Raw genomic sequence first — 24,246 nt, 5'->3', positions numbered from 1 at the left:
GCGGATCGGGACAGCTGGAGATAAAAAACCACCGATTCAGGTAACGATATCGATACCTCTCGCTCCCTAGTGTGCGGGCATCGGACTTTTGGAGACCGTTGCCGCATGGCGCCTGACTACCACACCCTCCTGCTGGCGATCGGGCTTGCCGGTTTCTGCCTGTCGGGGACCCTGTTCGCCTCGTGGATGTCGGCGCGTGTCGAGCGTTTTCTCCTGTCCTGGTCGATCGGCATCGGCTGCATCGTGCCGGCGGTGGCCGTCTACAGCCTCTATATCGACCGGGTGAACATCGCCGTCGGCTGCCTTGCCTTCCTGCTGCAGTTCCTCGGTTTCGCTTTCATCTACGGCGCCGCCCACCGGTTCCGCTCCGGCGGACGTGCACGCCGTCACATCGCGGCGATCTTCCTCGCCTGCTCGGCCATAGCGCTGCCGCTCCTGATCGTCGGCTATGACGGTCTCGCCTTCATCGCCCTCAACCTGCTGATCGCCGGCTGCCTCGTCGCGACGGCGCAGGAATATTGGTGTGCCCGGGAAGAGGCGAGGCTTCCGCTGACCGGCATCGTCATTCTCTACCTGCTGATGGCCGTCTCCTTCCTGCTCTGCGCCGGCGTTCTGATCCACGACGGCAAATGGGTGATGGGACAAGCGCCGCAAAACTGGGCGGAAAATCTCAACCTGATCGCCGCGATCATGGGCATTACCGGCATCGGCGCCATGTCGCTGGCGCTCAATCAGTGGCGCGTGGCGGGCAGCCACCAGCGCGCCGCGATGACCGACCCGCTGACCGGCCTTCTCAACCGCCGCGCCCTCTTCGACCGTTACGGCGACGTGCCGGTCCGGGAAAACGGCGCCGCGATCGCCTTCGACCTCGACAATTTCAAGTCCGTCAACGACCGCCACGGCCATGCGGCCGGCGATGCCGTGCTGACGGCGTTCACCGATATCCTGCGCGATGCCTGCGGCGCATCCGCCTGCATCGCCCGCCTCGGCGGCGAGGAATTCGTCGTCGTGCTCGACCGCACCCTGCCGGACCGCGCGCAACGCATCGCCGAGCGCATCCGCGAGGACTTCGCCTCCAAACTCATCCCCATCGGCGGGCGCTCCATCACCTGCACCGTCAGCGCCGGCATCGCGTTTGGCAACGAGGAGGGCGTCAGCTTCGATTCCCTGCTCAGCAATGCCGACAAGGCGCTCTATAAGTCGAAGCGCAACGGCCGCAACCGCGTCTCGCTCGCCGCCTGAAGTTCCTCACGCGCCAGGCTCGCCCTCCCAGTAGTCTATGGTTTCGCCCGCGCGTGCCATCGTTCGAAATTCCGTCCTGCCGCCGGTGGCGAGACGTGTCTTGGCGAGGAACTTCCCGGAAGCCGGATATTCGCAGATCTCGGTCGCCGCCATGGACGAGATCGACAGGTATTTCAGCGGCACCGTGCCGGTATTGATGATCTGGTGCGCCGTTTCCGGCCCGCCGGCCGGTGCGCCAAGCACGTCGCCAGGGCCGACGAGATGCCGCTCGCTGCCGAAACGATAGGTGCCGTGGCCTTCGAGAATGACGAAAAGCTCGTCCTCGACATGGTGGCTGTGAAACGGACAGCCGGACTTGCCGGGCGGCACCTCGCCATAGCCGATGCCGAGGTCCTTGAGGCCGAGCACGGCGCCGAAGGACGCATCGCGGGACTCGTAGAGTGTGCCCTGTGTCCAGTGCTCCAGCTCCAGTTTGGCAAGGGTGACGATCGGCGGGTTCTGCGCATCCATTGTTTTCTCCTCAATCGGGATTGACATATCGTTCACTTTTTGTTCATGTCTGTCAACCCCGTTCCAAGCGACAAGGCCCATGCCGGGAGCCGAAATCGCCGGGCGGGGCGGAAAACTCTTGCCAAGCATCGCCCGTCGTGGTTTGACCGCCGCCTCTGCCCGCATTTGCGCGGCCTGCCTCCAATATCAGGTGATTTATGGCCAACACCGATAATCCCCATCTCCTCATCGTCGAAGCCCGCTTCTACGATGACATGGCCGATGCGATGCTCGACGGCGCCAAGAACGCGCTCGCCACCGCCGGCGCCAGCTACGATGTCGTGACCGTCATGGGCGCGCTCGAAATCCCGGCCGCGATCGCCATGGCGCTCGACGGCATGGAAAACGGCGGCACCTGGTATGACGGTTTCGTGGCACTCGGCATGGTCATCCGCGGCGAGACCTACCATTTCGACATCGTCGCCAACGAATCCAGCCGGGCGCTGATGGACCTCGCCGTCAGCGAGAGCCTGCCGATCGGCAACGGCATCCTGACCGTCGAGAACGACGCGCAGGGCTGGGCGCGTGCCCGCCGCTCGGAAGGCGACAAGGGCGGCTTTGCGGCGCGCGCGGCGCTGACGATGATCGAATTGAAGAAGAAACTGGGCGGCGAACAGTGACGACGGACAAGGACCAGCAGCCGGTAAAGCCGGCCAACCAGCGCGGTGCAGCGCGGCTTGCCGCCGTGCAGGCGCTCTACCAGATGGATATCGGCGGCAGCGGCGTGCTCGAGATCGTCGCCGAATACGAGACCCATCGCCTCGGCCAGGAGATCGACGGCGATACCTATCTGAAGGCGGACGCCTCGTGGTTCCGCTCGATCGTCGCCGGCGTCGTGCGCGACCAGCGCCTGCTCGACCCGATGATCGGCGCAGCCCTTCAGGACGACTGGGCGCTTTCGCGGCTCGATTCCACCGTGCGCGCCATCCTGCGTGCCGGTACCTTCGAACTCAAGGAACGCAAGGACGTGCCGATCGCCGTGATCGTCACGGAATATGTCGAGATCGCCAAGGCCTTCTTCGACGACGAGGAGCCGAAGCTGGTGAACGCGGTGCTCGACCGGATCGCCAAGCAGCTGCGTCCGGATACGCGCAAATAGGTTGGTAGAGTGGCATGAGCACGGGTACGGTCGAAGGTCTTGAACGGGAACTTTCGGCCGCGCGCCGCAATGTCTTCCTCCTGATGTTGGCGCAGGCGCTGCTGGCGTCTGCCGGGCCGATCGCCTTTTCGATCGGCGGCCTTGCCGGCTACAACCTGCTCGGCGCCGACAAGTCGCTCGCAACCGCGCCGCTCACCGCCTTCAATGTCGGCGTGGCGCTCGGCGCCGTGCTCGTCGCCATCGCCGCGCGCCTGCTCGGCCGCACCTACGGTTTCATCGTCGGCGCCCTGCTGGGCGCCGCGGGCGGCCTCGTCGCGGCCATCGCGCTCTTTCGCGGCGATTTCTGGCTCTTCGCCTTCGGCTTCGTCTTCATCGGCATTTCCGGCGGTTTTGCGCAGAAGATCCGCTTTGCAGCCGCCGACGCGTCGCCGTCCTTCTACAAGCCGCGCGCCATTTCCTGGATTCTCGCCGGCGGCGTCATCTCCGCCGTGCTCGGGCCCCAGGTGGTCATCCTCACCAAGGACATGTTCGAGCCGGTGCTGTTTGCCGGCGCCTTCGTGGCGCTCGCGCCGCTCTGCCTTGCGGCCATCGTGCTCTTCCTGTTCCTGCGCCTGCCGGATCACAAGGCGCAGGCCGTCGCGACCGGCTTGCCCGTCCGGCCGCTCCGCGAAATCGTGCTGACCCAGCGCTTCATGACCGGCATGATCTGCGGCATCTCCTCCTACGCCCTGATGACCTTCATGATGACCGGCGCGCCGCTCGCCATGGTCATCGGCTGCGGCTTCTCGCCGGAACTCGCGACGCTCGGCATCCAGTGGCACGTGCTCGCCATGTTCGCGCCGAGCTTCTTCACCGGCATGCTGATCCAGCGTTTCGGCACGGAGAAGGTCGTCGCGGCCGGCCTGATCATCCTCATGGTCTGCGCGCTGGTCGCCCATGCGGGCATCGAGCTCTGGAACTTCTGGGGCGCGCTGATCCTGCTCGGCATCGGCTGGAATTTCGGCTTCATCGGCGCCACCGCCATCGTCGCCTCCAGCTACCAGCCGCACGAGGCCGACAAGGTGCAGGGATTTCACGACATCATCCTGTTCGGCACGGTGGCGCTTGCCTCCTTCTCCTCCGGCAAGGTGTTCAACACCTATGGCTGGCAGACGATCAACCTGATGTTCTGGCCGATCACCGGCGTCAGCCTGGTCCTCGTGCTCCTCTTGGTGCTGCGCACCCGCCGCGCAACCGTCTAATCGTTTCGCATCCGATCGGCGCCGAAAAATCCAGCGCGCAGCACGGCTTGCCGCGGTGCGGCGGCTTGACGCAGCCGATTCGCAAACGCACTCTGGCCGCGCGCCGGCCCCCGCCTTGTGAGGAGGCAAGCAGGGACGGGCGCGAACCGGCCACAGGGAGAGGACCCTGCGGTCTTCAAGGAGGACAGAGCGAAAATGACCATATTGTTTGGCGTGATCGCATGCGGGTTGCTCTCGGTGGTTTATGCCATCTGGGCGACGAGGTCGGTGCTTGCCGCCGATCAGGGGAATGCCCGCATGCAGGAAATTGCAGGTTATATCCGGGAAGGGGCGCAGGCCTACCTCACCCGGCAGTACAAGACCATTGCCATCGTCGGGGTCGTCGTCTTCATCGGCACCTGGCTATTGCTTTCCGCAACGGCTGCGATCGGTTTCCTGATCGGCGCCGTGCTGTCGGGCGTCGCCGGCTTCATCGGCATGCACGTTTCCGTGCGGGCCAATGTGCGCACGGCGCAGGCCGCATCCGTCAGCCTGTCCTCCGGCCTCGATATCGCCTTCAAGTCGGGTGCGATCACCGGCATGCTGGTGGCGGGCCTCGCCCTTCTCGGCGTCTCGATCTACTACGGCTATCTTACCGCCATTCTCGGCCAGGATCCGGCCTCGCGTGAGGTTATCGATGCGCTCGTGGCGCTCGGCTTCGGCGCCTCGCTGATCTCCATCTTCGCCCGCCTCGGCGGCGGCATCTTCACCAAGGGCGCGGATGTGGGAGGCGACCTCGTCGGCAAGGTGGAAGCCGGCATCCCGGAAGACGATCCGCGCAACCCGGCGACCATCGCCGACAATGTGGGCGACAATGTCGGCGATTGCGCCGGCATGGCTGCCGACCTGTTCGAGACCTATGCGGTGACGGTCGTCGCCACCATGGTTCTCGCCGCGATCTTCTTCGCCGGCGCCCCGGTTCTTGCGAGCACGATGATCTATCCGCTGGCCATCTGCGGTGCCTGCATCATCACCTCGATCATCGGCACCTTCTTCGTCAAGCTCGGCTCGAACGGCTCGATCATGGGCGCCCTCTACCGGGGCCTCATCGTCACGGGCGCGCTGTCGATCCTCGGCCTTGGGGCCGCGACCTCGCTCACCATCGGCTGGGGCGTCGTCGGCACGGTGGCCGGCAAGGAGATCACCGGCACGAACCTCTTCATCTGCGGCCTGCTCGGCCTCGTGGTGACGGCGCTCATCGTGGTGATCACCGAATATTATACCGGCACCAACAAGCGCCCGGTGAACTCGATCGCCCAGGCGTCGGTCACCGGCCACGGCACGAACGTCATCCAGGGCCTCGCTGTCTCGCTGGAATCGACTGCACTGCCGGCCATCGTCATCGTCGGCGGCATCATTTCCACCTACCAGCTGGCAGGCCTGTTCGGCACCGGCATCGCGGTCACCGGCATGCTCGGCATTGCCGGCATGATCGTGGCGCTCGATGCCTTCGGCCCGGTCACCGACAATGCCGGCGGCATCGCCGAAATGTCCGGTCTCGATCCGGAGGTGCGCAAGTCGACCGACGCGCTCGACGCCGTCGGCAACACGACGAAGGCGGTCACCAAGGGCTATGCGATCGGTTCGGCGGGCCTCGGCGCGCTCGTGCTCTTCGCCGCCTATTCGAACGACCTCGCCTATTTCGCGGCGAACGGAGACAAGTACCCGTATTTCGCGGATATGGGGCCGGTCTCCTTCGACCTCTCCAACCCCTATGTCGTTGCCGGCCTGATCTTCGGCGGCCTCATCCCGTACCTCTTCGGCGGCATCGCGATGACCTCCGTCGGCCGTGCGGCAGGGGCCATCGTCGAGGAAGTGCGCAGGCAGTTCCGCGAAAAACCCGGCATCATGGCCGGCACCGAGCGGCCGGATTATGGCCGCGCGGTGGACCTTCTCACCAAGGCGGCGATCCGCGAGATGATCGTGCCCTCGCTGCTGCCGGTGCTGGCGCCGCTCGTCGTCTATTTCGGCGTGCTGCTGATCTCCGGCTCCAAGGCCTCGGCCTTTGCGGCGCTCGGCGCGTCGCTGCTCGGCGTCATCGTCAACGGCCTCTTCGTGGCCATCTCCATGACCTCCGGTGGCGGTGCGTGGGACAATGCCAAGAAGAGCTTCGAAGACGGTTTCGTCGACAAGGACGGCCAGCGCCACATGAAGGGCTCGGAAGCCCACAAGGCCTCCGTCACCGGCGATACCGTCGGCGATCCCTACAAGGACACGGCAGGCCCGGCGGTCAACCCGGCGATCAAGATCACCAATATCGTGGCACTCCTGCTGCTCGCCGTCCTGGCCTGATCGGCAAGACGCACAAAAGAAAACCCCGGGGAGCGATCCCCGGGGTTTTTTTGATTCTTGCGATACTGCCGATGCTTATTTCGGGCCGCCGGTGTTGAAGAAGTTCTGGATCGCCGCACCCGGCGCATTGCCGCCGCCGCCACGCAAAAGCTGGCCGAGGAAGGTGAGCTCGTTGCCGCCGGTGGGGGTAACGCGGGCGATCATGTCGAAGACGCGGCCGTCCTTCAGCGTATAATGGGCGAGGCGCTCGACGACGCCTTCCTTGTCGAAATAGACGGCGAGAATGCTTTGCTCGACGACCTTCGGCTTCATGAAGGCGACCGGGCGCGTGCGCTTCTGGGATATGTAATAGAAGACTTCGTTGTCGAAGGTCGCGGTCGCCGAGGGCGAACCGAGCGAGAGCAGGACCTGTTCGCGCGACGAGCCGACCGGTGCCAGCGCCAGCGTCTCCTGGTCGACGACATATCCCTGGTGCAGCACTTCGCCCGGACCCTGGCAGCCTGCGACGACGGATGCGGAGAGGGTGACGGCAATGGCGGCGTTACGCAACAGCTTCATGTTCAGAGCATCTCTCTTCAACAACATCCCGGGATAGTGATGGCCGCGCAGCCATTGCAATTCATGCCTGCTTCGGTAAACCAGCTTCGACCGTCATGCAACATGACTTGCGACGGCACATTGTTTGAATCGGGCAAAACTAGGCTTTATGATGATTTTCGGCCTGTTCGGCAAAAAAAACGGCAACCGGCGCATCGTCGAAAAACAGTACGCGACGCTGACAAAGGCGGCGCGTCACCCCTATCTCTATGAAGTGCTTGATGTTCCGGACACGGTGATGGGTCGTTTCGAGATGCTGTCGGCCATGCTGATCCTCTACTTCCGGCGCACGCGCAAAAGTGCGACCTCGGGCCAGGAGATCGCCCAGGAGATCGTCGACGCCTTCTTCGAGGACGTCGATCATTCGATTCGCGAGCTCGGAGTAGGCGACGTCGGTGTGCCCAAACGCATGAAGAAGTTCGCCGGTATGTTCTACGGTCGGCTGGAATCCTATGCGGCGGCGCTCGATTCCGGCGATCGCGAAGCGCTTGCGGCAGCGCTCAGGCGCAACATCCACCCGCAGGCGGGCGAGGGCGCACCGTCGATGGCGGGACTTGCCGACTACCTCTTTTCGGCCGAAAAGACGATGACGGCCGTCGGCGAGAACGACATCGCGACCGGTGCGCTGCGCGTGGCGGAGCCCGGCCCGCAAGGAGAGGCCGCCTGAGGGCGGCCCGAGGAAGATAGAATGAACACAGACGACGACACGCCGTTCTCCTACCTGGTCAAGGTAGGGCATATCTCCGCCAACCCGGTCGAGGTGAGGATCAACGCCGATGCCGAGGAGCGCGCGGGGCTGACAAGGCTCTGGTCCGTGCTGGAGGTAAAGGCCCTGTCCGCCACCCTGCAGGTCCAGCGCTGGAAGCGCGACGGCGTGCGCCTCAAGGGGCGCGTGACGGCGGATATCGTGCAGGCCTGCGTCGTGACCTTGGATCCGGTCGAGGCGCATATCGACGAGCCGGTCGATGTCATCTTCGTGCCGGAGGGGTCCAAGCTCGCGCGGCTTCCGCTCGCCGAGAGCGGCGAGATGCTGCTCGACCCCGAGGGGCCGGATGCGCCGGAAATCTTCACCGGCGACACGATCGACGCCGGCGTCGCCGCCGCCGAACATGTCGCACTGGCGATCGACCCCTATCCGCGCCGGGCCGACGTCGCCTTTGCCGGCCATATCGAAAGCACCGACGAGGACGATCGCAAACCCTCGCCCTTCGCCGTTCTCAAGGACTGGAAAAAAGACTGAACGGCCCCGGAAGCGCCCGATAATTCAGTTGTGCCCTCGGCGAAAAGCGGTATTTTGGCCGAATTCCGCTGCGGTGGCCCCTCTGCCGCGGGAAACAAGAACTAAGGCAAGACACGCGTGGTCAGAATTTCCGTCGACGTCATGGGTGGCGATTTCGGCCCCAAGGTCGCTATCCCGGGCGCAGCCAAGGCTCTCGAGCGCCATCCCGACATTCGTTTCGTGCTTTTCGGCATTTCCGCCGAATGTGAGCCGATCCTGGCGCAATATCCGAAGTTGAAGGCCGCAAGCGTCTTCCATCATTGCGACGTCGCCGTCGCCATGGACGAGAAGCCGAGCCAGGCGCTGCGCCGCGGCCGCGGCAAATCCTCCATGTGGCGGGCGATCGATGCGGTCGCCAAGAACGAGGCCGATGTCGCCGTCTCCGCCGGCAATACCGGCGCGCTGATGGCCATGTCGAAATTCTGCCTGCGCATGATGGCCAATATCGAGCGCCCGGCGATCGCCGGCATCTGGCCGACCCTCAAAGGGGAAAGCATCGTGCTCGATATCGGCGCGACGATCGGCGCGGATGCGGGCCAGCTCTTCGATTTCGCGCTGATGGGCGGCGCCATGGCGCGCGCGCTGTTCGAGATCGACAAGCCGACGCTCGGCCTGCTCAATGTCGGCGTCGAGGAGATCAAGGGCCAGGAAGAGGTGAAAGCCGCCGGCCAGCTGATCCGCGAGGCCAATTTCGACACGATCGACTATTACGGATTCGTGGAAGGCGACGATATCGGTCGCGGCACGGTGGATGTGGTGGTCACGGAAGGCTTTGCAGGCAACATTGCGCTGAAGGCGGCGGAAGGCACGGCGCGGCAGATGGCCGAATACCTGCGCGCCGCCATGTCGCGCACCTGGCTCGCCAAGCTCGGCTATATCCTCGCCAAGAGCGCCTTCGACCGGGTGCGCGAGAAGATGGATCCGCGCAAGGTCAATGGCGGCGTGTTCCTGGGCCTGAACGGCATCGTCATCAAGAGCCATGGCGGCACGGATGCCGAAGGGTTCGCGGCCGCGGTCGATGTCGGCTACGACATGGCCCGCAACGGCCTCAAGGACAAGATCGAAAAAGATTTGCAGAAGTATCATGCGGGCCGCCCCGTTGAAGGCGCCGCCCAGGGCATGATCGACGAGGTATAGAATGATCCGTTCAGTGGTCCGCGGCTTCGGAACAGCGCTTCCGAAGCGGGTACTCACCAATGCCGAACTGGAAAGCATGGTCGACACGTCCGATGACTGGATCGTGCAGCGCACCGGCATTCGCCAGCGCTACATCGCGGGCGAGGGCGAGACGACCGCCTCGCTCGGCGAAGGCGCCGCGCGCGCTGCCCTCGACAAGGCAGGGCTGACCGCCGCCGACATCGACGTCATCATCGTCGCGACCTCGACGCCGGACAACACCTTCCCGGCGACCGCCGTCAACATCCAGAACCGCCTCGGCATGCATCACGGCTTTGCCTTCGACGTGCAGGCCGTCTGTTCCGGCTTCGTCTATGCGGTGACCACCGCCGACGCCTATATCCGCGGCGGCCTGGCAAGACGCGTGCTCGTCATCGGCGCGGAAACCTTCTCGCGCATCCTCGACTGGACCGACCGCACGACCTGCGTGCTCTTCGGCGACGGCGCCGGCGCCGTCGTGCTGGAAGGCCAGGAAGGGGCGGGGACCAACCAGGACCGCGGCGTGCTGACGACGCAACTGCGCTCCGACGGCGCGCACCGCGAAAAACTCTTTGTCGACGGCGGCCCGTCCACCACCGGCACGGTCGGCCATCTGCGCATGGAGGGCCGCGAGGTCTTCAAGCACGCGGTCGGCATGATCACCGACGTGGTCTACTCCTCCTTCGACGCGACCGGCTTTTCGGCCGACGACATCGACTGGCTGGTGCCGCACCAGGCCAACAAACGCATCATCGACGGTTCGGCCAAGAAGCTCGGCATTCCGCTGGAAAAGGTCGTCGTCACCGTCGACCTGCACGGCAATACGTCCGCAGCCTCCATCCCGCTGGCGCTGGCCGCCGCTGCGGGCGACGGGCGAATCAAGGAGGGCGACCTCGTGCTTCTGGAGGCGATGGGCGGCGGCTTCACCTGGGGCGCGGTGCTGCTGCGCTGGTAGCGTAACGCCGGCCCGCCGGACCGCTTGACCCGAAGGGGCAAGGACAATACTCTTTCGCCACTTAACCATGCGCTTTCAATAGGAAATCGGTGAGGAACGATGAGCGGCAAAACGGTGACACGTGCAGATTTGGCCGAATCGGTTTTCCGGAAGGTCGGCCTTTCAAGGACCGAATCCGCAGAGCTTGTCGAAACCGTGATCGACGAGATCTGCAATGCCATCGTGCGGGGCGAGAGCGTGAAACTCTCCTCCTTCGCGACCTTCCAGGTGCGCGACAAGAACGAGCGCATCGGCCGCAACCCGAAGACCGGCGAGGAAGTACCGATATCGCCGCGCCGGGTGATGACCTTCAAGGCCTCCAACGTGCTCAAGCAGCGGGTGCTGAAGTCGCATCTCTCGCGAAAGGCCAAGCTGAAGCCGGCGTCGCCCGCCTCCTGAAGCCTGCCGCCCAGCGTGCCAATCTTAAGGATCGCGACGCGCTTTGGGCGATTTTCCTGCCGATTGCCGGCCGTTCGGCAAATTGAAACTTGAATATCGTTCGGCAACCCGCTGAAATGAATACGATTCGGCAAGGTCGACCGCGCGCTGTGCCGTGAGCTTTCATCGAGGGTAGAATGGACAAGAGTCCGGACGCGTTCCGCACCATCAGCGAAGTGGCCGACGATCTCGACCTGCCGCAGCACGTGCTGCGGTTCTGGGAGACACGTTTTACGCAGATCAAGCCGATGAAACGCGGCGGCGGGCGACGTTATTACCGTCCGGAAGATGTCGATCTCCTGAAGGGCATCCGGCACCTGCTCTACGACCACGGCTATACGATCAAGGGCGTGCAGAAGCTGCTGAAGGTCAACGGCAACCGCTTCGTCGCGGCGATCGCCAGCGGTGATCTTGCGACCGTCGAGGCGCTCGCCGCCGCAAGCCACGAGGAACCGTCGCCGCCGAAGGCCGCCAGCGACGAGGACCAGATCGTCGGCCGCGCCAAGGCGCCCACCAGCCGCCGCTTCTTCTCCTTCGTCGGCGGCACCGACGACCCGCCGGAAATCTCGCTCGGCAAGACCAGCGTCGGCAAGGAAGACCGCGCGCTGCTTCAGGAAGCGCTCTACGACCTCTTGGAATGCAAGCGCCTGCTCGACCAGGTCCGCTGAGCGCGTCAGGAGGTATTCGGCCGAACCCTGACTGGTAGGCGGCCGCCATCGCCTGGAACATAGCCGCAGCGGATTGGTTCTCCCTTCGACGAAAGGAGACCACTATGACCACAGAAAAGCGCACGCCCGAGGACAACGAGACCGAAACGCCGCGCGGCCCGCAGGACACCGGCGGTATTCCCGATCGCAAGCAGGAAGACGGCGTCGTCCCGCCGATCATCAAGCCCGGCGATCAGAAGAACCCGAACGACCCACCGTTGCCGCTAGTCAGCCCCATTGCGGGCGGCGGGACGTTTTAACGTCCTCTGAGTCGGCCTTTAACGTCAGTCGCGCTGCTGCACCGGTTCCCATCCGCGCACAAAACCCCGGCTCATCGCCGAACGGCTCATGTCGAGTTGGCGCCGCAGATGGGCGCAATCGGCAAGCAGCGTGGCGATCGTCGCGCGGGCATCGCCATCATGCCAGGCAAGGGCGGCGCTTACGGCATCGTCCTTGCCATCTTCGGTCTGGGCTTCGTACTCGGGAAGCGGTCGCACGTCTGCATTCTCCTGTGATGGCACAGCAAGCGGGGTTGTTGTTCGAGGTCCGGGAAAGGTCTCTACCGTTGTTCCTATTATGTTCTCATTCGCTTGCGAGTCAAGCGGCGAGATGGGATCGGCGGAGAGAAAAAGCCCCGCACAGTGGCGGGGCAAACAAGCGTCACGCTTGGCTTTCTGTGACGCGGGGGAGTGCCCGCAAATGACGAGCGAGCGACAACACCCTACGACTTTGGTCTAATCCCCGGGAAGGCCTGATTCTCCGATTCTGGTACGGTTGTGAAAAAAATTGCACTTTTGCGGGCACTGCCGACATCTGTGGTGGAATGCGAAAAATTTCCCCTTGCATCGCCGTGCCCCAGACTATAGGGGTTTCGGCGGTCCGGAATGTAGCGCAGCCCGGTAGCGCACTTGACTGGGGGTCAAGGGGTCGTGGGTTCGAATCCCGCCATTCCGACCATTAAACTCAAGGACTTAGCCCCCAAAGTCTTTTAGCCGTAAAATTTGCAGCAGAAATTGTCCCCACCCGCTGCCATCTATGTGGCGAGCCAGGTTGGCCGGTTAATTCGGCGCGCCCTTGCGGTCTTCGTTCAAGCTGATGGGGTTCGGGCCGTCTTCGCTGACGACCTCATCCTTTTCCTCGTCGATTTCCTTCTCAGCCTGCAGCCACTGGCCGAGGGACCGCCCGTCGAGCGAGCCCTCCTGCTGCCAGAGCTCGAACGCGCGGTCTCGAATGCGGCTTTCGCGATCGTCGGTCATGGTGTCAGCGCAGCCCGAAGAAGGACAGCACGGCCAGGACGACGACGACGAGGCCTACCAGATAGATAATGTTGTTCATGGCGAAACTCCTTTCGGTTTGCAGCCAAACGCAGCCCTTCGCGTCCTTGTTCCATCGGAACTTTGCCTCCAGGACCCCGTTCACGGGTCACCGGAATGGGTGAGCGGAACTTTATGACCCTGTCTGCGTTATCTTACCCGCCGGCCCTGTCGCCGGTTATCCGGAGCTTGAGGAGACGGGAATGGAAGACGCAGGTATCGGCTGGATTGCGGCCATCATCATTGGCGGCGTTGCCGGTTGGCTCGCCGAAATGTTCATGAAGAGCAATATGGGTGTTCTCATGAACATCGTGCTCGGCATCATCGGCGCGGCGGTGGCCAATCTGCTGCTGGGGTTGATCGGCGTCTCGCTCGGCGGCTGGATCGGTTATCTCATCGCCGGTTTCATCGGCGCCTGCATCCTTATCGCGATCGCCAGGGCGGTCAGGCGATAGGGCACGGCAAAGGTTTCGAAGGGCCGTCTCTCCCAAAAGGAGGGGCGGCCTTTTTCGTTTCAGGCGACGAGGCCGCGATAGACGGCTTCCGTCTCGCTGATCATGCGCGCCAGGCTGTAGTCGCCGCTGCGGGCGCGGGCGGCGGCGCCGTGGCGGGCGAGCCGGTCGGGATCGCTGAGACGCAGCATGGCGCCGGCAAGCCGCTTCGGATCGTCGTCGTTTTCCACCAGCACGCCGTTCTGGCCGTCCTTCAGCACCATGGAGGCGCCGCCGACGTCGGTCAGGATCAGTGGCTTGCCGGCCGCAGCCGCTTCCAGCATGACATAGGACATCGCCTCGTAGCGACTCGGCATGACGAGCACGTCGATGGCCGCCATGGCCTGCGGGCCGGTAAAGCCGGTGGTGAGGTGGATACGCGAGGCGTGATCGCTGGCTGCGACCTGCCTTGCGATCGCGCGCTCCGCTTCTCCGGAACCGATCATCACGAGATGGGCATTGGGCACGCGGCCGGCGAGAAGCTGGAAGGCGGCGACCAGGCGCTCCGGCGCCTTCTGGTGGCAGAGCCGGCCGACGAAGCCGAAGAGCAGGGCGTCCATGGGAATGCCGAGCGTCCGGCGCACGGCCTCGCTTGCGTCGTCGGGCGGGGTCTCCACGCCGTTGACGACGATGGAGAGTTTCTCCCGCGGCATGCCGAGCGCGCGGGCATGGGCATATTCGTCGGCGGAGACGCAGATCAACCTGTCGGTGAAGCCGCGCGCGAGCAGCTTTTCGATCGAGCCGTAGACCTTGCGGCCGAGATTGCCGAGGCCGGGATCCATGGTGCGGAAGGCGTGCGGCGTATAGACCCGCGGGATGTGGCGGCCGGGCAGGCGCAGGCGCGACAGCGCGCCGGCCTTGGAACTGTGGCCGTGCACGATGTCGAAGGGGCCGGCTTGGTGCATGACGGCGCGGATCGCCCGCCAGGCGTTGAGGTCCGAGGGGCCGGGCGAACGCGTCATCGCGACGATATGCGTGCCGGCAAGGGCCAGCGACTGCAATTCCTCGACGAAGCGTTCCTCGGCGCGCAGCGGCGAATAGATGGCGTGCACGATGTGGCCGCGCGCCTGCATGCCCCGGCAGAGGTCGATGAAATGCCGGCCGGACCCGCCGCCGCTCGGCTCCAGCACCTGGAGCAGACGCATCTGCCGCGGGGTCCTGTCCTGCTTCTTGCTCATGGCCGGTCCGATGCGATCTGGCTTGCGTGGCGCTTTTCGAGCGCGAGGCAACCCCACACGATGCCCAGCAGCAGGTAGAAATGGCGCCAGTGGTCCGTGTCGATGACGAAGCCGATCGCGGTGTGGCCGCCGATGGTGATGTAGGCGATCATCAGGTAGGGCTGCCAGGGCCGGTTGCGCAGCAGCGCCTTGAAGCCGGCCCATAGTGTCCAGAGGATCAGGGCGAGGTAGCAGACGAAGCCGAGCCAACCATAGGTGGTCAGCGATTTCAGCCAGATATTGTGCTCGTCTTCCGGAAACATCGTGCTGAACACCATCGGGCCGATGCCGAGCGGCTTTTCCATCGCCATCAGGAAGCCGATGCGATGGCGATCGAAACGGCCGAGATGCCCGCCGTCATACTCCTGCACGAGCTGGGTGCGGCTGGAGAACAGGTCGGCGACCTTGTCGAACTGGAGTGCGACGACCAGCGCCAGGACCATCAGGCCCGCAGCGGAGAGGCTGAGAATGAGGATCTTCAGCCGGAAGGCGCCGGTGCGCTCCTTCAGCAGCATGACGAAGACGAGCGCCACGACGGAGAAGAGATAGAGCGCCCAGGCGGCGCGCGAGAAGGACAGGAACAGGCCGAGCGCCAGGATCAGCACGCCTGCGACCTTCAGGGGGGCGGCGAGGATGCGGCCGGTGAGCAGGCCATGCATCAGGTAGAGCGAGGGCGCGACGAGGAAGGGGCCGAAGACGTTCGGATCCTGGAAGGCGCCCTTGGCGCGGTCGTAGAGCGTGAAGGCTTCGCTACCCGGAAAGGCATGGAAGTAGCCGAGGATGCCGAGGAGGGACGTGATGAGGGCGCCGGCCACCCAGGCGCGGAAGATGAGGTCGAGCCGCGCGGGCTTTGCCTCGATGATGGCGGCGAAGAAGACGCTGGAAAGCGCCAGGAACAGCGAGACGGCGATGTACATCGGCCCGCCGGCGAGGTCGTCCATGACGGTCAGCGACAGCATGCCGCCGACATTGAAAAGCACGAGAAGGATCAGGAGCGGCGCGATATGGCGCGAGATGCGCAGGCCGACGATCGCCCACAGGCCGATGAGGCCGGCCATGAAGACCTCGTAGGGCGCCGGCTCGCTGATGACGAAGCCCGACAGGAACACGCCGACCGTCACCAGCATGGAGCCGATGACGCCGACGGCCGCCAGATGCGGCCGGAAGGGCGGCGCGTAGGGTAAGGCCGCGTCGCTCAATACGCGTTGTCCGTATTGAGCAGGCGGAAGGGCGTCAGGAACAGGATCTTCAGGTCGAGCCAGAGCGACCAGTTCTCGATGTAGTAGAGGTCGAACTCGGTGCGGAAGCGGATCTTGTCGTCATGGTCGATCTCGCCGCGCCAGCCGTTGATCTGCGCCCAGCCGGTGACGCCGGGTTTGACCCGGTGGCGGGCGAAGTAGCCTTCCACGACATCGACATATTTGCGGTCGTGCGACTGCGCCTGGATGGCGTGGGGGCGCGGGCCGACGAGGGAGAGATCGCCTCGAAGGGAATTGAAGAACTGCGGCAATTCGTCGATCGAGGACTTGCGGAGGAAGCGGCCGACGGGGGTGACGCGCGGGTCGCCCTTCGTCACGGCGGCCTTGGCCGAGGGGTCGGCGAGGTGCGTGTACATCGAGCGGAACTTGTAGACCTCGATGATCTCGTTGTTGAAGCCGTGGCGCTTCTGCTTGAAGATGATCGGGCCTTTCGAGGTGAGCTTCACGGCGATGGCGGCGCCGAGCATCACCGGCCAGAGCAGGGTGATGGCGAGCAGGCTGAAGAAGATGTCGAAGATGCGCTTGGCGACATTGTCCCAGTCGGCGATCGGCTTGTCGAAAATGTCGAGCATCGGCAGGCTGCCGACCTGCGAATAGCTGCGCGGGCGGAAGCGCAGGCCCTTGGCATGTGCCGCAAGGCGGATATCGACCGGCAGCACCCAGAGCTTCTTCAGCAGCGCCAGGATGCGTGCCTCGGCCGAGAGCGGCAGCGAGATGATCAGCATGTCGATGCGCGCCAGACGCGCGAATTCCACCAGTTCCGCGACGTTGCCGAGTTTCGGGTAGCCGGCGATGATCGAGGGCGAGCGGCGCTCGTCGCGGTCGTCGAAGATGCCGCAGATGCGGATGTCATTTTCCGGCTGGTGCTCGAGGGTGCGGATGAGCTCCTTGGCCGGTTCCCCGCCGCCGACGATCACGGCGCGGCGTTCCATGGTGCCGTTGCGCGCCCAGCGGCGGATCGAATAGGCGATCACCTGCCGCTCGATGACGAGATAGACGGCGCCGGCGGCAAACCACGACGCGAACCAGACGCGGGAATAGTGATCGCCGGATTTGAAGAAGAAGACGATGAGCGCCATCATGGCGAAAGCGATGGCCCAGGCGGCAAGGATGCGCGGCGTCATGCGCCAGGGGGAGCGAAGCGCGGGCACCTGGTAGGCATCGGCGAGCTGGAGCAGCAGCACGCCGATCGCAGCACCGCCGACGAGCACCGACAGGTAGAACCCCGTCATGCCCATGCTGACATAGAGCACATGAATGCCATAGCCGAGCGTCAGCAGCGCCAGGAATTCGGCGAGGCGCAACAGGCCGATGATCATGCTCGGCGAATAGGTATCGGCGCGAAACTGGAGCGCGATCTTCTGGGCAAGCGGATTGAGCTCGACGGTCTTGCCGCCGTCATACTCCTCGGCCGGCGATCCCGGTGTGATGGTTCTGATCTCGGAGGCTTTCCGCCTCAGGGCTTCCGCATCGAAGGAGGCGGGCTTGTCGACATGGTTCATGGCACGCACCTGTGGAGGCTTTGCTTCGGGAATAGCACGAAGCCCCTAAGAAACGTTTACGTGGCGTGAGGTGCCGGCGTCAGGAAACGTGCCGATTTCCGCCACTCTGCCGGGCCAGGATCTCGCGGTAGAGGCCAATGAGGGAGGAGGACATGACGGAGGCGGAGAAGGTTTCCTTGAAGGCCGCCGGCTCCGGCATCACCTTGCGCCGCCAGTCCGGGTCGACCGCCGCCTCGGCCATCACGGCGGCCAGCGCATCGGGATTGCCGGGCTCGACGAGCGCGATGCTATCGGGGCCGAGAACCTCCGGAATGCCGCCGACGCGGCTGGCGATCACCGGTTTTCGCGCGGCGAGCGCTTCCAGTACGATATAGGGCATGGCCTCGGCGCGCGACGGCACGACGACGTTGCGGGTGAGCGCGAAGGCGTCGTGCGCCTTCATGGCGGGCAGCATGCCGATGCGCCGGCCAAGGCCCGCGCGCAGCATCATGTCCTCGTATTTCGCCTTGTCCGGCCCGTCGCCGATCATCAGCGCGGACAGCGGCCGGCCGACGCGGCGCTCGGTGCGGGCGAAGGCGTCGACGAAGAGGTCCGGCCCCTTCAGGTCGCGCAGCATGCCGATATAGAGGAAATCGACGGCATCCTCGCGGGAATAGACCGGCGCGAAGTCGCGGTCGTGGATGCCGTTATAGATGCGCTCGGTGCGTACGCGCGGTTTTCCCACGCGTGCGGCATAGGCGTCCCGCTCATAGTCGCAGACGAAGACGAGCGCGTCGCCGAGCGGTTCGAGCAGCCGCTCGGCCGCCAGCACCGCGAAACCAGTCGCGGTGCGGCGGTCGTAGTGCAGGCTGCCGCCATGCGGCGAATAGAGGCGGGCTACGCGATACCTGTTGACCCGCAGGGCTGAGCCGATGAGACGGGCAATGGCGCCACCCTTGGCGCCGTGCCCGTGCAGGACATCCGGCTGCAAAGTTTTTATTTCATGATAGCTGTTCCAGAACGCGCGGATGTCGCCGGGACTGACCGACCGGCTGATCGGCAGGCGAACGAGGCCGAGTGCGAGATAGGGCCGGATCTCGTCGAAAAGCCCGTCCTCGAAGGTGCTTCCCGTAAGGCTGTCGCAGACGATGCCGACCTCATGGCCCGCCTTTGCGTGGAATTCGGCGAGATCGCGCACATGCCGGAAGATGCCGCCGATGGGGGAGCGGAAACAATGTATGATGCGCAGAGGCCCATCGTCCGCCATAACGCTCAGAACAGCCGTTCGCGAACATAGATCGTGTCGCCGGCAAGAATCGGGTCGGAGATGGAAACGCGGCCGGTAAGGATTTTTCCGTTGATCTTGCGGGTTACGTCGACACTGCCCTGGTTGGCGCGCGGCGAGAAGCCGCCGGCCACCGCAATGGCATTCTGGATCGTCATGCCGGCGACATAGCTGTACTGCCCGGCCTGGCCGACTTCGCCCATGATGTAGATCGAGCGGTAGCGGTCGACCTCGATGGAGACGTCGGGATCGCGCAGATAGCCCTGGCGCAGTTTTGCCGCGATGGCGCCTTCGAGTTCCTGGATCGTCTTGCCGCGCGCCGGCACCGCGCCGACGAGCGGGAAGGCGACGTAGCCCGCCTGGTCGATCGAATAGGTGTTGGTAAGGCCGGTCTGCTCGAAGACGGTGATGCGCAGGCGGTCGCCGCTGTCGAGCCGATAGGGCTGGATGGTCGCCTCGTGGAACGCCTTGGGGGCGGGGCGGTAACTGCTGCAGCCCGCCACAGCCGGCACGATGAGTGCCAGCGCGAGCAGCATGCCCTTGTTGATGGTGGCGAATGTCATTCGCTTGAACCCAATCCCGCAAATCAGAAATCTGATCCCGTTATCGATCCGTTAGGGTTAATGGCTGGTAAAGGTGCCGGCAGGCCGGGTCCGATTTTTTCGTGAGGCCAGCGCGCGGAGGTGAGGGGACAACCGCCGGTGATTAACCCTTGCGTTACCATGTTTGTTTACCGTGCCCAGAAATCGTCGTGTCATCGTCGTGTGGTGGAGTAGGGATATGTCGGGCGTTCACGGAAGCCAGCAGGATGTCGATATCGACCTTGGCGGTCTTTTCGGTGCGATCTGGCGCAACCGCATGCGCGTGCTTCTGGCGACCGTCGCCTGCGCGGGCATCGCCTTTGCCGGCGCAAACCTCATCACGCCCAAATACAAGAGCGAGGCGCGCCTTCTCATCGAAACGCGCGAGCCGGCCTTCACGACGGGCACGGACCGCTCGCAGGGCCGCGAACAGCCGCCGGCCTTCGACGAGCTCGGCATTGCAAGCCAGGTGCAGCTCCTGAAATCCGCCGACCTCATCAAGCAGGTCACGCGCAACATGAAGCTGCAGGAGATCGAGGAATTCGATCCGACGGCGCAGCCATCCGCCATTTCCGACCTGCTCGTTCTTTTCGGGCTCAAGAAGAACCCGCTCGATCTCGCACCCGAAGACCGCGTACTGAAGGAGTTTGCCGAAAAGCTCGTCGTCTACCAGGTGGAGAAGTCGCGCGTCATCGCCATCGAGTTCAGCTCGAAGGATCCGAACCTTGCCGCCCGGATCCCCAACGAGATGGCCAAGGTCTATCTCTCGCTGCAAAGCGGCGCCAAGCTCGACACCAATTCCGAGGCGACACGCTGGCTGGAACCGGAAATCGCCAACCTGCGCGAAAAAGTGCGCGAGGCTGAACAGAAGGTCGCCGAATACCGCTCGAAATCCGACCTGCTGCCGACGGGCGAAAACTCCACCTTCGCCGTGCGCCAGCTGACCGACATCTCGACGGAACTGGCTAGGGTGCGCGGCGAGCGCGCCAATGCGGAGGCGCGTGCCGAAAGCGTGCGCAACGTGCTGACGGCCGGCGGCGCGCCCGATACGCTGACCGACGTCGTCGGCTCGCAGATGATCCAGCGGCTGAAGGAGAGCGAGGCGCAGATCCAGGGGCAGATCTCCGATCTCTCCACCTCGCTGCTGGAAGGCCATCCGCGGCTGAAGGGCCTGCGCTCGCAGCTCGTCGGCATCCGCGGCCAGATCAAGGCGGAGACGCAGAAAATCCTGTCCAGCCTCGAAAACGAGGCGAAGACCGCGCGGCTGCGCGAAACGCAGCTGGTGCAGCAGCTCAACACGGTGAAGGCGGATACGGCGCGCGCCGGCGAGGACGAAGTCGGCCTCAAGGCGCTGGAACGCGAGGCGACGGCGCAGCGCCAGCTGCTCGAAACCTATCTCGCCCGCTACCGCGAGGCGACGTCGCGCACCGACAGCGGCTCGACGCCGGCCGATGCCCGCATCATCTCGGCGGCCGTCGAGCCGACCGAAGTGTCCTTCCCGAAAATCCTGCCGATCACCATCGTCGGCGCCGTCGCCGGCTTTGCGCTGAGCGCCATCGTCATCCTGCTTGCCGAACTGTTCAGCGGCCGCGCGCTGAAACCGGTCGGCGTCGTCGCCTATCGCCGCGAGGAGGAGATCGAGGAGATCGAACCCGAAATCGTGGTGGAGGAGCCGGTCGTAAAGCCCGAACCGGTTGTGCATGCAGAGCCGGCGGTGCGCAACGAACAGGTTGTCCGCACGGAACCGGTTGCCCGTCCGGACTACGGCCCCGTCAGGGACGTGCGCGCGCCGGCAAAATCGCTGCTGTCGAGCATTGCGCCCGACGAGGACGAGGTCGAGCCGGAAACCGTCCAGGCCTCGCTGCTCGATACGCCCGGCCTCGCCGACGATGGGGATTTCTCCGTCGCCTCCGTCGCCTGGCACATGATCGAGAACAATGTTTCGGTCGCGATCTCCGTCTCGCCCTCCGGCGACCGCGGATCGACCGCCACCGTCATGCTCGCCCGCCGCATCGCGGAGGAACACCGCAAGACGCTGCTGATCGACCTGACCGGCTCGGCCTGCCCGACGCGCCTGATGGCGCAGTCGACCCATGTGCCCGGTATCACCGACCTTCTCGTCGGCGACGCCGCCTTCGGCGACATCATCCACGGCGACCGGCTGTCCAGCGCGCATATCATCCCGCGCGGCAACGCCAACATCAAGCGCGCCATGCGCGGCATCGACCGGCTGGCAATGGTGATCGATTCGCTCGCCGGCGCCTATGACACGGTGATCGTCGAGTGCGGCCCGGCCGACGTGGAAGGCGTGCGCCGCCTGACGCGCGGGCGGGAGACCGACATCATCCTGTCCATTCCGGGGGCCGAGGAAGACGAGATCGTCGACTTGATCAGCGCCTTCGGCGAGGCCGGCTACAGCGAGATCGTGCTGATGACGGGCGAGGGCGCGGAGCCGCCGCGTTATCCGGGGCGCCGCGCGGCGTAAAAAACGCTACTCTGCGTCGTCGGCGCGGACGAACTCCGTCTTGCCGGAGCGCATGCGCTGCAGGAAGGAATAGACCTGCGGGTTCTGCTTGATGAGCCGCTTGGCGCCGGCCTTCGCCCGGTGCACCGCCGCAACCATGCTGCCGGCCACCGTCGTCGGCCAGAGCAGGTCGTGCTGCGGCGTCTCGATCGTGCACCAGGAGCGCTTGTAGGGCTGGTCGCCGATGCCGAAATCGAAGAGGCGGGCACCTTCGTCGCACAGTTTGCGGATCGCCAGGTAGAACAGGAATTCGCCGGGGCTGGCATCGGCCGCGATCGTGTCGTCGATCGAGCCGAACTGGCAGATCACATGGTCGCCCTTGCGCGACAGTCCGGCAATGGCGATGATTCGCCCGTCGTTTTCACCCTTCAGGCGCACGGCGTGGATCTGGAGCGGATAGTTGCCGTCCTTTGCCGGCACCGAAACCGCGCGGCGGAAGAAATTGCGGGTCTCTTCGTCGCGAAAGACGTCCGGCAGGCCCATCGTGTCGAAACGCGCGGCCTTCTGGCGGAAGAAGGTTTCGAGCAGGTGGCGGCCTTCGTCGCCCGTCGATGCCACCACATGTTCATATCCGCCGAGCGTCGCCAGCCGGCGCTCGGAATTGCGGAATTTCTTGCGCCGGCGCTTTGCATTGACCTGCGCCAGCGTGCGGTCGAAATCGTCGAAAAGCTCGAGCTGGAAGGCGGCGTTCTGGTTCAGCACCGAGGGCAGGTCGGCAAAGGAATTCGTTTCCCCGCGCCAGTTGAGCGGCACCTTTTCCAGCATGAACAGGTCGAAATAGCGGGCGAACTGGCTGCGCGCCTGCTCGAACGCCTGGCGCAGCCGCGGGGGGGCTGCGAGAAAGTGGAATTCTTCCGTATAGAGCCCGGTATTGATGTTGCTGAAGGAGGTCGCGAGGAAACGGGCGGTGCGTACCGGCCCGTGGCGCACGATTTCGAGCGGCAGGATGAGATGGGTACGGCCGCCGGAAAAACCTTCGACGATCAGGAGCTTGCAGGCATGGGTCTCCGCCCAGGCGCGGCACCAGTCGTAGCTCTGGTGGAGCGAAAGATTGTTTTCCGCTTCGAGCGCCCGCCAGCGGGTTTCGAGCGTCTCCATGCGGTCGTGCAGGCGGATCGACAGCGGCACCGTCGAGGGTGTGCGCTCGCCGCCGGCCACAAGGCCCAAATAGCGGCTCGCGAGCTCCCGCTCGGACGGCATGATCTGGAAATTGAGTTGCATCGCTCCCATGGCGTCGCCCTTATGCACCCGATGCGGCCGGATCGCCGCACAAACACCATAGGCACCAGACTTGCGGAAATGGTTTAAATCCAGTGGCATCGCGGCGCATGCCCGGGGAATTTGGCCGTCGCGGTTAGCAATTTCATAACGAAAATCCGAAAAGCCGAACGTTCGGGGCGATCGGTTGAAACCGGATCTTCAGCGCAGCCAGCCGGTGGCAAGCGCACTTGCCCAGGCAAGCTCGCCGCGGCTTTCCGCCAGACGGGCCATGGCGATGTGATCGTAGTCCACGAGATGAAATGTGGCGTCCCAGCGGTCTCCGTGCCGCTCTATCACGGCATAACGCGCATGGGGCGTACCTGCTTCGACCTTGTGCGGCACCGGCTCATCGTCATCATAGGCGGGCGAGCCGACGCTGCCGGGATTGACGACCAGACGGCCGTCGCGCAAGCGCACGGCGCGCGCGATATGGGTATGGCCGCAGAGAAGGACGGGGTGGTCGATGCCTCCGGCCAGCGCCTCGATCCGCTCGATCGGGGAAAGCTGCATCACGCCTTCGCCGGAGGGTTCATCGAGCCAGTAGGTGGCGTCGGTCTCGGGCGTGCCGTGGCAGACAAAGACGGTGTCTGCGACGAGACGGGTCGGCGGCAGCTGGGCCAGCCAGTTCAGGTGGTGCGCGGCGAGCTGCGCGTGCGCCCTGCGGTCCCAGCTTCCCATGGCGTCGGGCTGTTTTTCGAGGAGCCAGCGGTCGTGGTTGCCGGCGATGCATGCGATATCGGTGCGCGACAGCAGGATGTCGGCGGTGCGGCCTGCATTGAGGGCGCCACTCAGGTGATCGCCGAGATTGACGATCTCTCGGATGCCGCGGCGATCGATATCCGCCAGCACCGCTTCCAGTGCGAGATCATTGCCATGGATGTCCGCAATCACTGCAATGCGCATTGCCTTCACTCCTCGCGGGGCTTTTCGGGCTTTTCCATCCACTTGATGATCAGCATGGCCGGCAGGATCCAGAGCAGGCCCGTCGCGGCGAAATAGAGCAGGTGGATGTACCACGGCGAGGCCCCGAGCAGGGCTGCGGCGACCGTCGTGGCAACCAGCGCATAGACGAGCACGAGGATGATGATCAGCACCGTTCCGATCAGTTTTCTGAGGCGAGGGGGCATTTTCGGTCTTTCGATCTCAAGGGCGGCAGGGCCGGCAAAGGGGCGCGACGGCATGCCGCAAAGGTTCGGGCCTTGT

At 64.6% G+C, this 24,246-nt stretch carries 27 protein-coding genes and 1 tRNA gene; 15 read left to right on the top strand and 13 right to left on the bottom strand.

Annotated features, from left to right (window positions below; genetic code table 11):
- Positions 1-105 precede the first annotated feature (105 nt).
- Positions 106-1,242, top strand: a complete 1,137-nt coding sequence (locus tag VGN93_RS29050) for a diguanylate cyclase (RefSeq protein ID WP_327510370.1) — start codon at positions 106-108, stop codon at positions 1,240-1,242.
- Positions 1,243-1,248: 6 nt separating this feature from the next.
- Here the strand turns inward: VGN93_RS29050 and VGN93_RS29045 are convergent, their stop codons facing one another.
- A complete protein-coding gene (locus tag VGN93_RS29045) occupies positions 1,249-1,752 on the bottom strand; it encodes a cupin domain-containing protein (protein ID WP_327510369.1) in 504 nt (167 codons plus the stop codon).
- 197 nt (positions 1,753-1,949) lie between these two features.
- On the opposite strand from VGN93_RS29045, the gene ribH reads away from it, so the two are divergent.
- The 4 genes from ribH (at position 1,950) to VGN93_RS29025 (ending at position 6,462) form a co-directional block, all read left to right on the top strand.
- Complete coding sequence (gene ribH, locus VGN93_RS29040) at positions 1,950-2,411, top strand: 6,7-dimethyl-8-ribityllumazine synthase (RefSeq protein WP_319311469.1); 462 nt, start codon at positions 1,950-1,952, stop codon at positions 2,409-2,411.
- Positions 2,408-2,890 carry a transcription antitermination factor NusB gene (nusB, locus tag VGN93_RS29035; RefSeq protein ID WP_256118905.1) on the top strand — a complete coding sequence of 161 codons (483 nt, stop codon included), beginning with the start codon at positions 2,408-2,410 and terminating at the stop codon, positions 2,888-2,890. The genes ribH and nusB overlap by 4 nt, the downstream gene beginning before the upstream one ends.
- Before the next feature lie 14 nt (positions 2,891-2,904).
- Positions 2,905-4,131: an MFS transporter gene (locus tag VGN93_RS29030; RefSeq protein ID WP_327510368.1), complete on the top strand. Its 1,227-nt coding sequence runs from the start codon at positions 2,905-2,907 to the stop codon at positions 4,129-4,131.
- Between the two features lie 195 nt (positions 4,132-4,326).
- Positions 4,327-6,462, top strand: a complete 2,136-nt coding sequence (locus tag VGN93_RS29025) for a sodium-translocating pyrophosphatase (RefSeq protein ID WP_327510367.1) — start codon at positions 4,327-4,329, stop codon at positions 6,460-6,462.
- 75 nt (positions 6,463-6,537) lie between these two features.
- On the opposite strand, the gene VGN93_RS29020 is transcribed toward VGN93_RS29025, so the two are convergent.
- On the bottom strand, positions 6,538-7,020 hold the full coding sequence (locus tag VGN93_RS29020) for an outer membrane protein assembly factor BamE (protein WP_319311476.1): 483 nt from the start codon (positions 7,018-7,020) through the stop codon (positions 6,538-6,540).
- A 151-nt stretch (positions 7,021-7,171) separates the two neighbouring features.
- Between VGN93_RS29020 and VGN93_RS29015 the strand changes: the two genes are divergently transcribed.
- The 7 genes from VGN93_RS29015 to VGN93_RS28985 all read left to right on the top strand — a co-directional run bounded on the left by VGN93_RS29015 (position 7,172) and on the right by VGN93_RS28985 (position 11,892).
- A complete protein-coding gene (locus VGN93_RS29015; protein ID WP_327510590.1) occupies positions 7,172-7,726 on the top strand; it encodes a ubiquinol-cytochrome C chaperone family protein in 555 nt (184 codons plus the stop codon).
- Positions 7,727-7,747: 21 nt separating this feature from the next.
- Positions 7,748-8,299, top strand: coding sequence for a DUF177 domain-containing protein (locus VGN93_RS29010; protein ID WP_327510366.1), 552 nt, complete (start codon positions 7,748-7,750; stop codon positions 8,297-8,299).
- Between the two features lie 117 nt (positions 8,300-8,416).
- A complete protein-coding gene (gene plsX, locus VGN93_RS29005; RefSeq protein ID WP_319311480.1) occupies positions 8,417-9,475 on the top strand; it encodes a phosphate acyltransferase PlsX in 1,059 nt (352 codons plus the stop codon).
- A 1-nt stretch (position 9,476) separates the two neighbouring features.
- Entirely contained in the window at positions 9,477-10,448 is a 972-nt protein-coding gene (locus tag VGN93_RS29000) for a beta-ketoacyl-ACP synthase III (protein WP_327510365.1), read from the top strand.
- A gap of 99 nt (positions 10,449-10,547) precedes the next feature.
- Positions 10,548-10,886, top strand: coding sequence for an integration host factor subunit alpha (locus tag VGN93_RS28995; protein ID WP_319311484.1), 339 nt, complete (start codon positions 10,548-10,550; stop codon positions 10,884-10,886).
- A 176-nt stretch (positions 10,887-11,062) separates the two neighbouring features.
- Entirely contained in the window at positions 11,063-11,593 is a 531-nt protein-coding gene (locus VGN93_RS28990) for a MerR family transcriptional regulator (protein WP_319311486.1), read from the top strand.
- A 104-nt stretch (positions 11,594-11,697) separates the two neighbouring features.
- Positions 11,698-11,892 carry a hypothetical protein gene (locus VGN93_RS28985; RefSeq protein ID WP_327510364.1) on the top strand — a complete coding sequence of 65 codons (195 nt, stop codon included), beginning with the start codon at positions 11,698-11,700 and terminating at the stop codon, positions 11,890-11,892.
- A gap of 24 nt (positions 11,893-11,916) precedes the next feature.
- Here the strand turns inward: VGN93_RS28985 and VGN93_RS28980 are convergent, their stop codons facing one another.
- On the bottom strand, positions 11,917-12,129 hold the full coding sequence (locus VGN93_RS28980; protein ID WP_319311490.1) for a hypothetical protein: 213 nt from the start codon (positions 12,127-12,129) through the stop codon (positions 11,917-11,919).
- 383 nt (positions 12,130-12,512) lie between these two features.
- Between VGN93_RS28980 and VGN93_RS28975 the strand changes: the two genes are divergently transcribed.
- A tRNA-Pro gene (locus VGN93_RS28975) sits at positions 12,513-12,589 on the top strand.
- A gap of 101 nt (positions 12,590-12,690) precedes the next feature.
- On the opposite strand, the gene VGN93_RS28970 is transcribed toward VGN93_RS28975, so the two are convergent.
- Together VGN93_RS28970 and VGN93_RS28965 are read right to left on the bottom strand one after the other, a co-directional pair.
- Complete coding sequence (locus VGN93_RS28970; RefSeq protein WP_319311663.1) at positions 12,691-12,888, bottom strand: DUF2934 domain-containing protein; 198 nt, start codon at positions 12,886-12,888, stop codon at positions 12,691-12,693.
- A 4-nt stretch (positions 12,889-12,892) separates the two neighbouring features.
- Complete coding sequence (locus VGN93_RS28965; RefSeq protein WP_327510363.1) at positions 12,893-13,051, bottom strand: hypothetical protein; 159 nt, start codon at positions 13,049-13,051, stop codon at positions 12,893-12,895.
- A gap of 97 nt (positions 13,052-13,148) precedes the next feature.
- On the opposite strand from VGN93_RS28965, the gene VGN93_RS28960 reads away from it, so the two are divergent.
- Positions 13,149-13,400 (top strand): GlsB/YeaQ/YmgE family stress response membrane protein, encoded by a 252-nt coding sequence (locus VGN93_RS28960; RefSeq protein ID WP_319311665.1) that lies wholly within the window; start codon positions 13,149-13,151, stop codon positions 13,398-13,400.
- A gap of 59 nt (positions 13,401-13,459) precedes the next feature.
- Here the strand turns inward: VGN93_RS28960 and VGN93_RS28955 are convergent, their stop codons facing one another.
- From VGN93_RS28955 to VGN93_RS28935, 5 genes are all read right to left on the bottom strand, one after another.
- Positions 13,460-14,614: a glycosyltransferase family 4 protein gene (locus VGN93_RS28955; protein ID WP_327510362.1), complete on the bottom strand. Its 1,155-nt coding sequence runs from the start codon at positions 14,612-14,614 to the stop codon at positions 13,460-13,462.
- A complete protein-coding gene (locus tag VGN93_RS28950) occupies positions 14,611-15,852 on the bottom strand; it encodes an O-antigen ligase family protein (RefSeq protein WP_327510361.1) in 1,242 nt (413 codons plus the stop codon). Before VGN93_RS28950 ends, VGN93_RS28955 begins: the two co-directional genes overlap by 4 nt.
- Positions 15,849-17,414, bottom strand: a complete 1,566-nt coding sequence (locus tag VGN93_RS28945; RefSeq protein ID WP_319311672.1) for an undecaprenyl-phosphate glucose phosphotransferase — start codon at positions 17,412-17,414, stop codon at positions 15,849-15,851. The genes VGN93_RS28950 and VGN93_RS28945 overlap by 4 nt, the downstream gene beginning before the upstream one ends.
- A 79-nt stretch (positions 17,415-17,493) precedes the next feature.
- Positions 17,494-18,660, bottom strand: a complete 1,167-nt coding sequence (locus VGN93_RS28940) for a glycosyltransferase family 4 protein (RefSeq protein ID WP_327510360.1) — start codon at positions 18,658-18,660, stop codon at positions 17,494-17,496.
- 5 nt (positions 18,661-18,665) lie between these two features.
- A complete protein-coding gene (locus VGN93_RS28935) occupies positions 18,666-19,241 on the bottom strand; it encodes a polysaccharide biosynthesis/export family protein (protein ID WP_319311676.1) in 576 nt (191 codons plus the stop codon).
- 217 nt (positions 19,242-19,458) lie between these two features.
- Here VGN93_RS28935 and VGN93_RS28930 point away from each other — a divergent pair, with 217 nt between their 5' ends.
- A complete protein-coding gene (locus VGN93_RS28930) occupies positions 19,459-21,744 on the top strand; it encodes an exopolysaccharide transport family protein (protein ID WP_327510359.1) in 2,286 nt (761 codons plus the stop codon).
- 6 nt (positions 21,745-21,750) lie between these two features.
- Here VGN93_RS28930 and VGN93_RS28925 read toward each other — a convergent pair whose 3' ends face one another.
- The 3 genes from VGN93_RS28925 to VGN93_RS28915 all read right to left on the bottom strand — a co-directional run bounded on the left by VGN93_RS28925 (position 21,751) and on the right by VGN93_RS28915 (position 24,170).
- Entirely contained in the window at positions 21,751-23,013 is a 1,263-nt protein-coding gene (locus VGN93_RS28925) for a GNAT family N-acetyltransferase (protein ID WP_327510358.1), read from the bottom strand.
- A 189-nt stretch (positions 23,014-23,202) separates the two neighbouring features.
- Positions 23,203-23,946 (bottom strand): metallophosphoesterase family protein, encoded by a 744-nt coding sequence (locus VGN93_RS28920; protein WP_327510357.1) that lies wholly within the window; start codon positions 23,944-23,946, stop codon positions 23,203-23,205.
- A gap of 5 nt (positions 23,947-23,951) precedes the next feature.
- On the bottom strand, positions 23,952-24,170 hold the full coding sequence (locus VGN93_RS28915; protein ID WP_319311684.1) for a DUF2842 domain-containing protein: 219 nt from the start codon (positions 24,168-24,170) through the stop codon (positions 23,952-23,954).
- Positions 24,171-24,246 lie beyond the last annotated feature (76 nt).

Source organism: Shinella sp., from assembly GCF_035998705.1.
GTDB lineage: Bacteria > Pseudomonadota > Alphaproteobacteria > Rhizobiales > Rhizobiaceae > Shinella.
The sequence above is the reverse complement of the archived record's forward strand: the minus strand, read 5'-3'. Positions and strand labels throughout refer to the sequence as shown.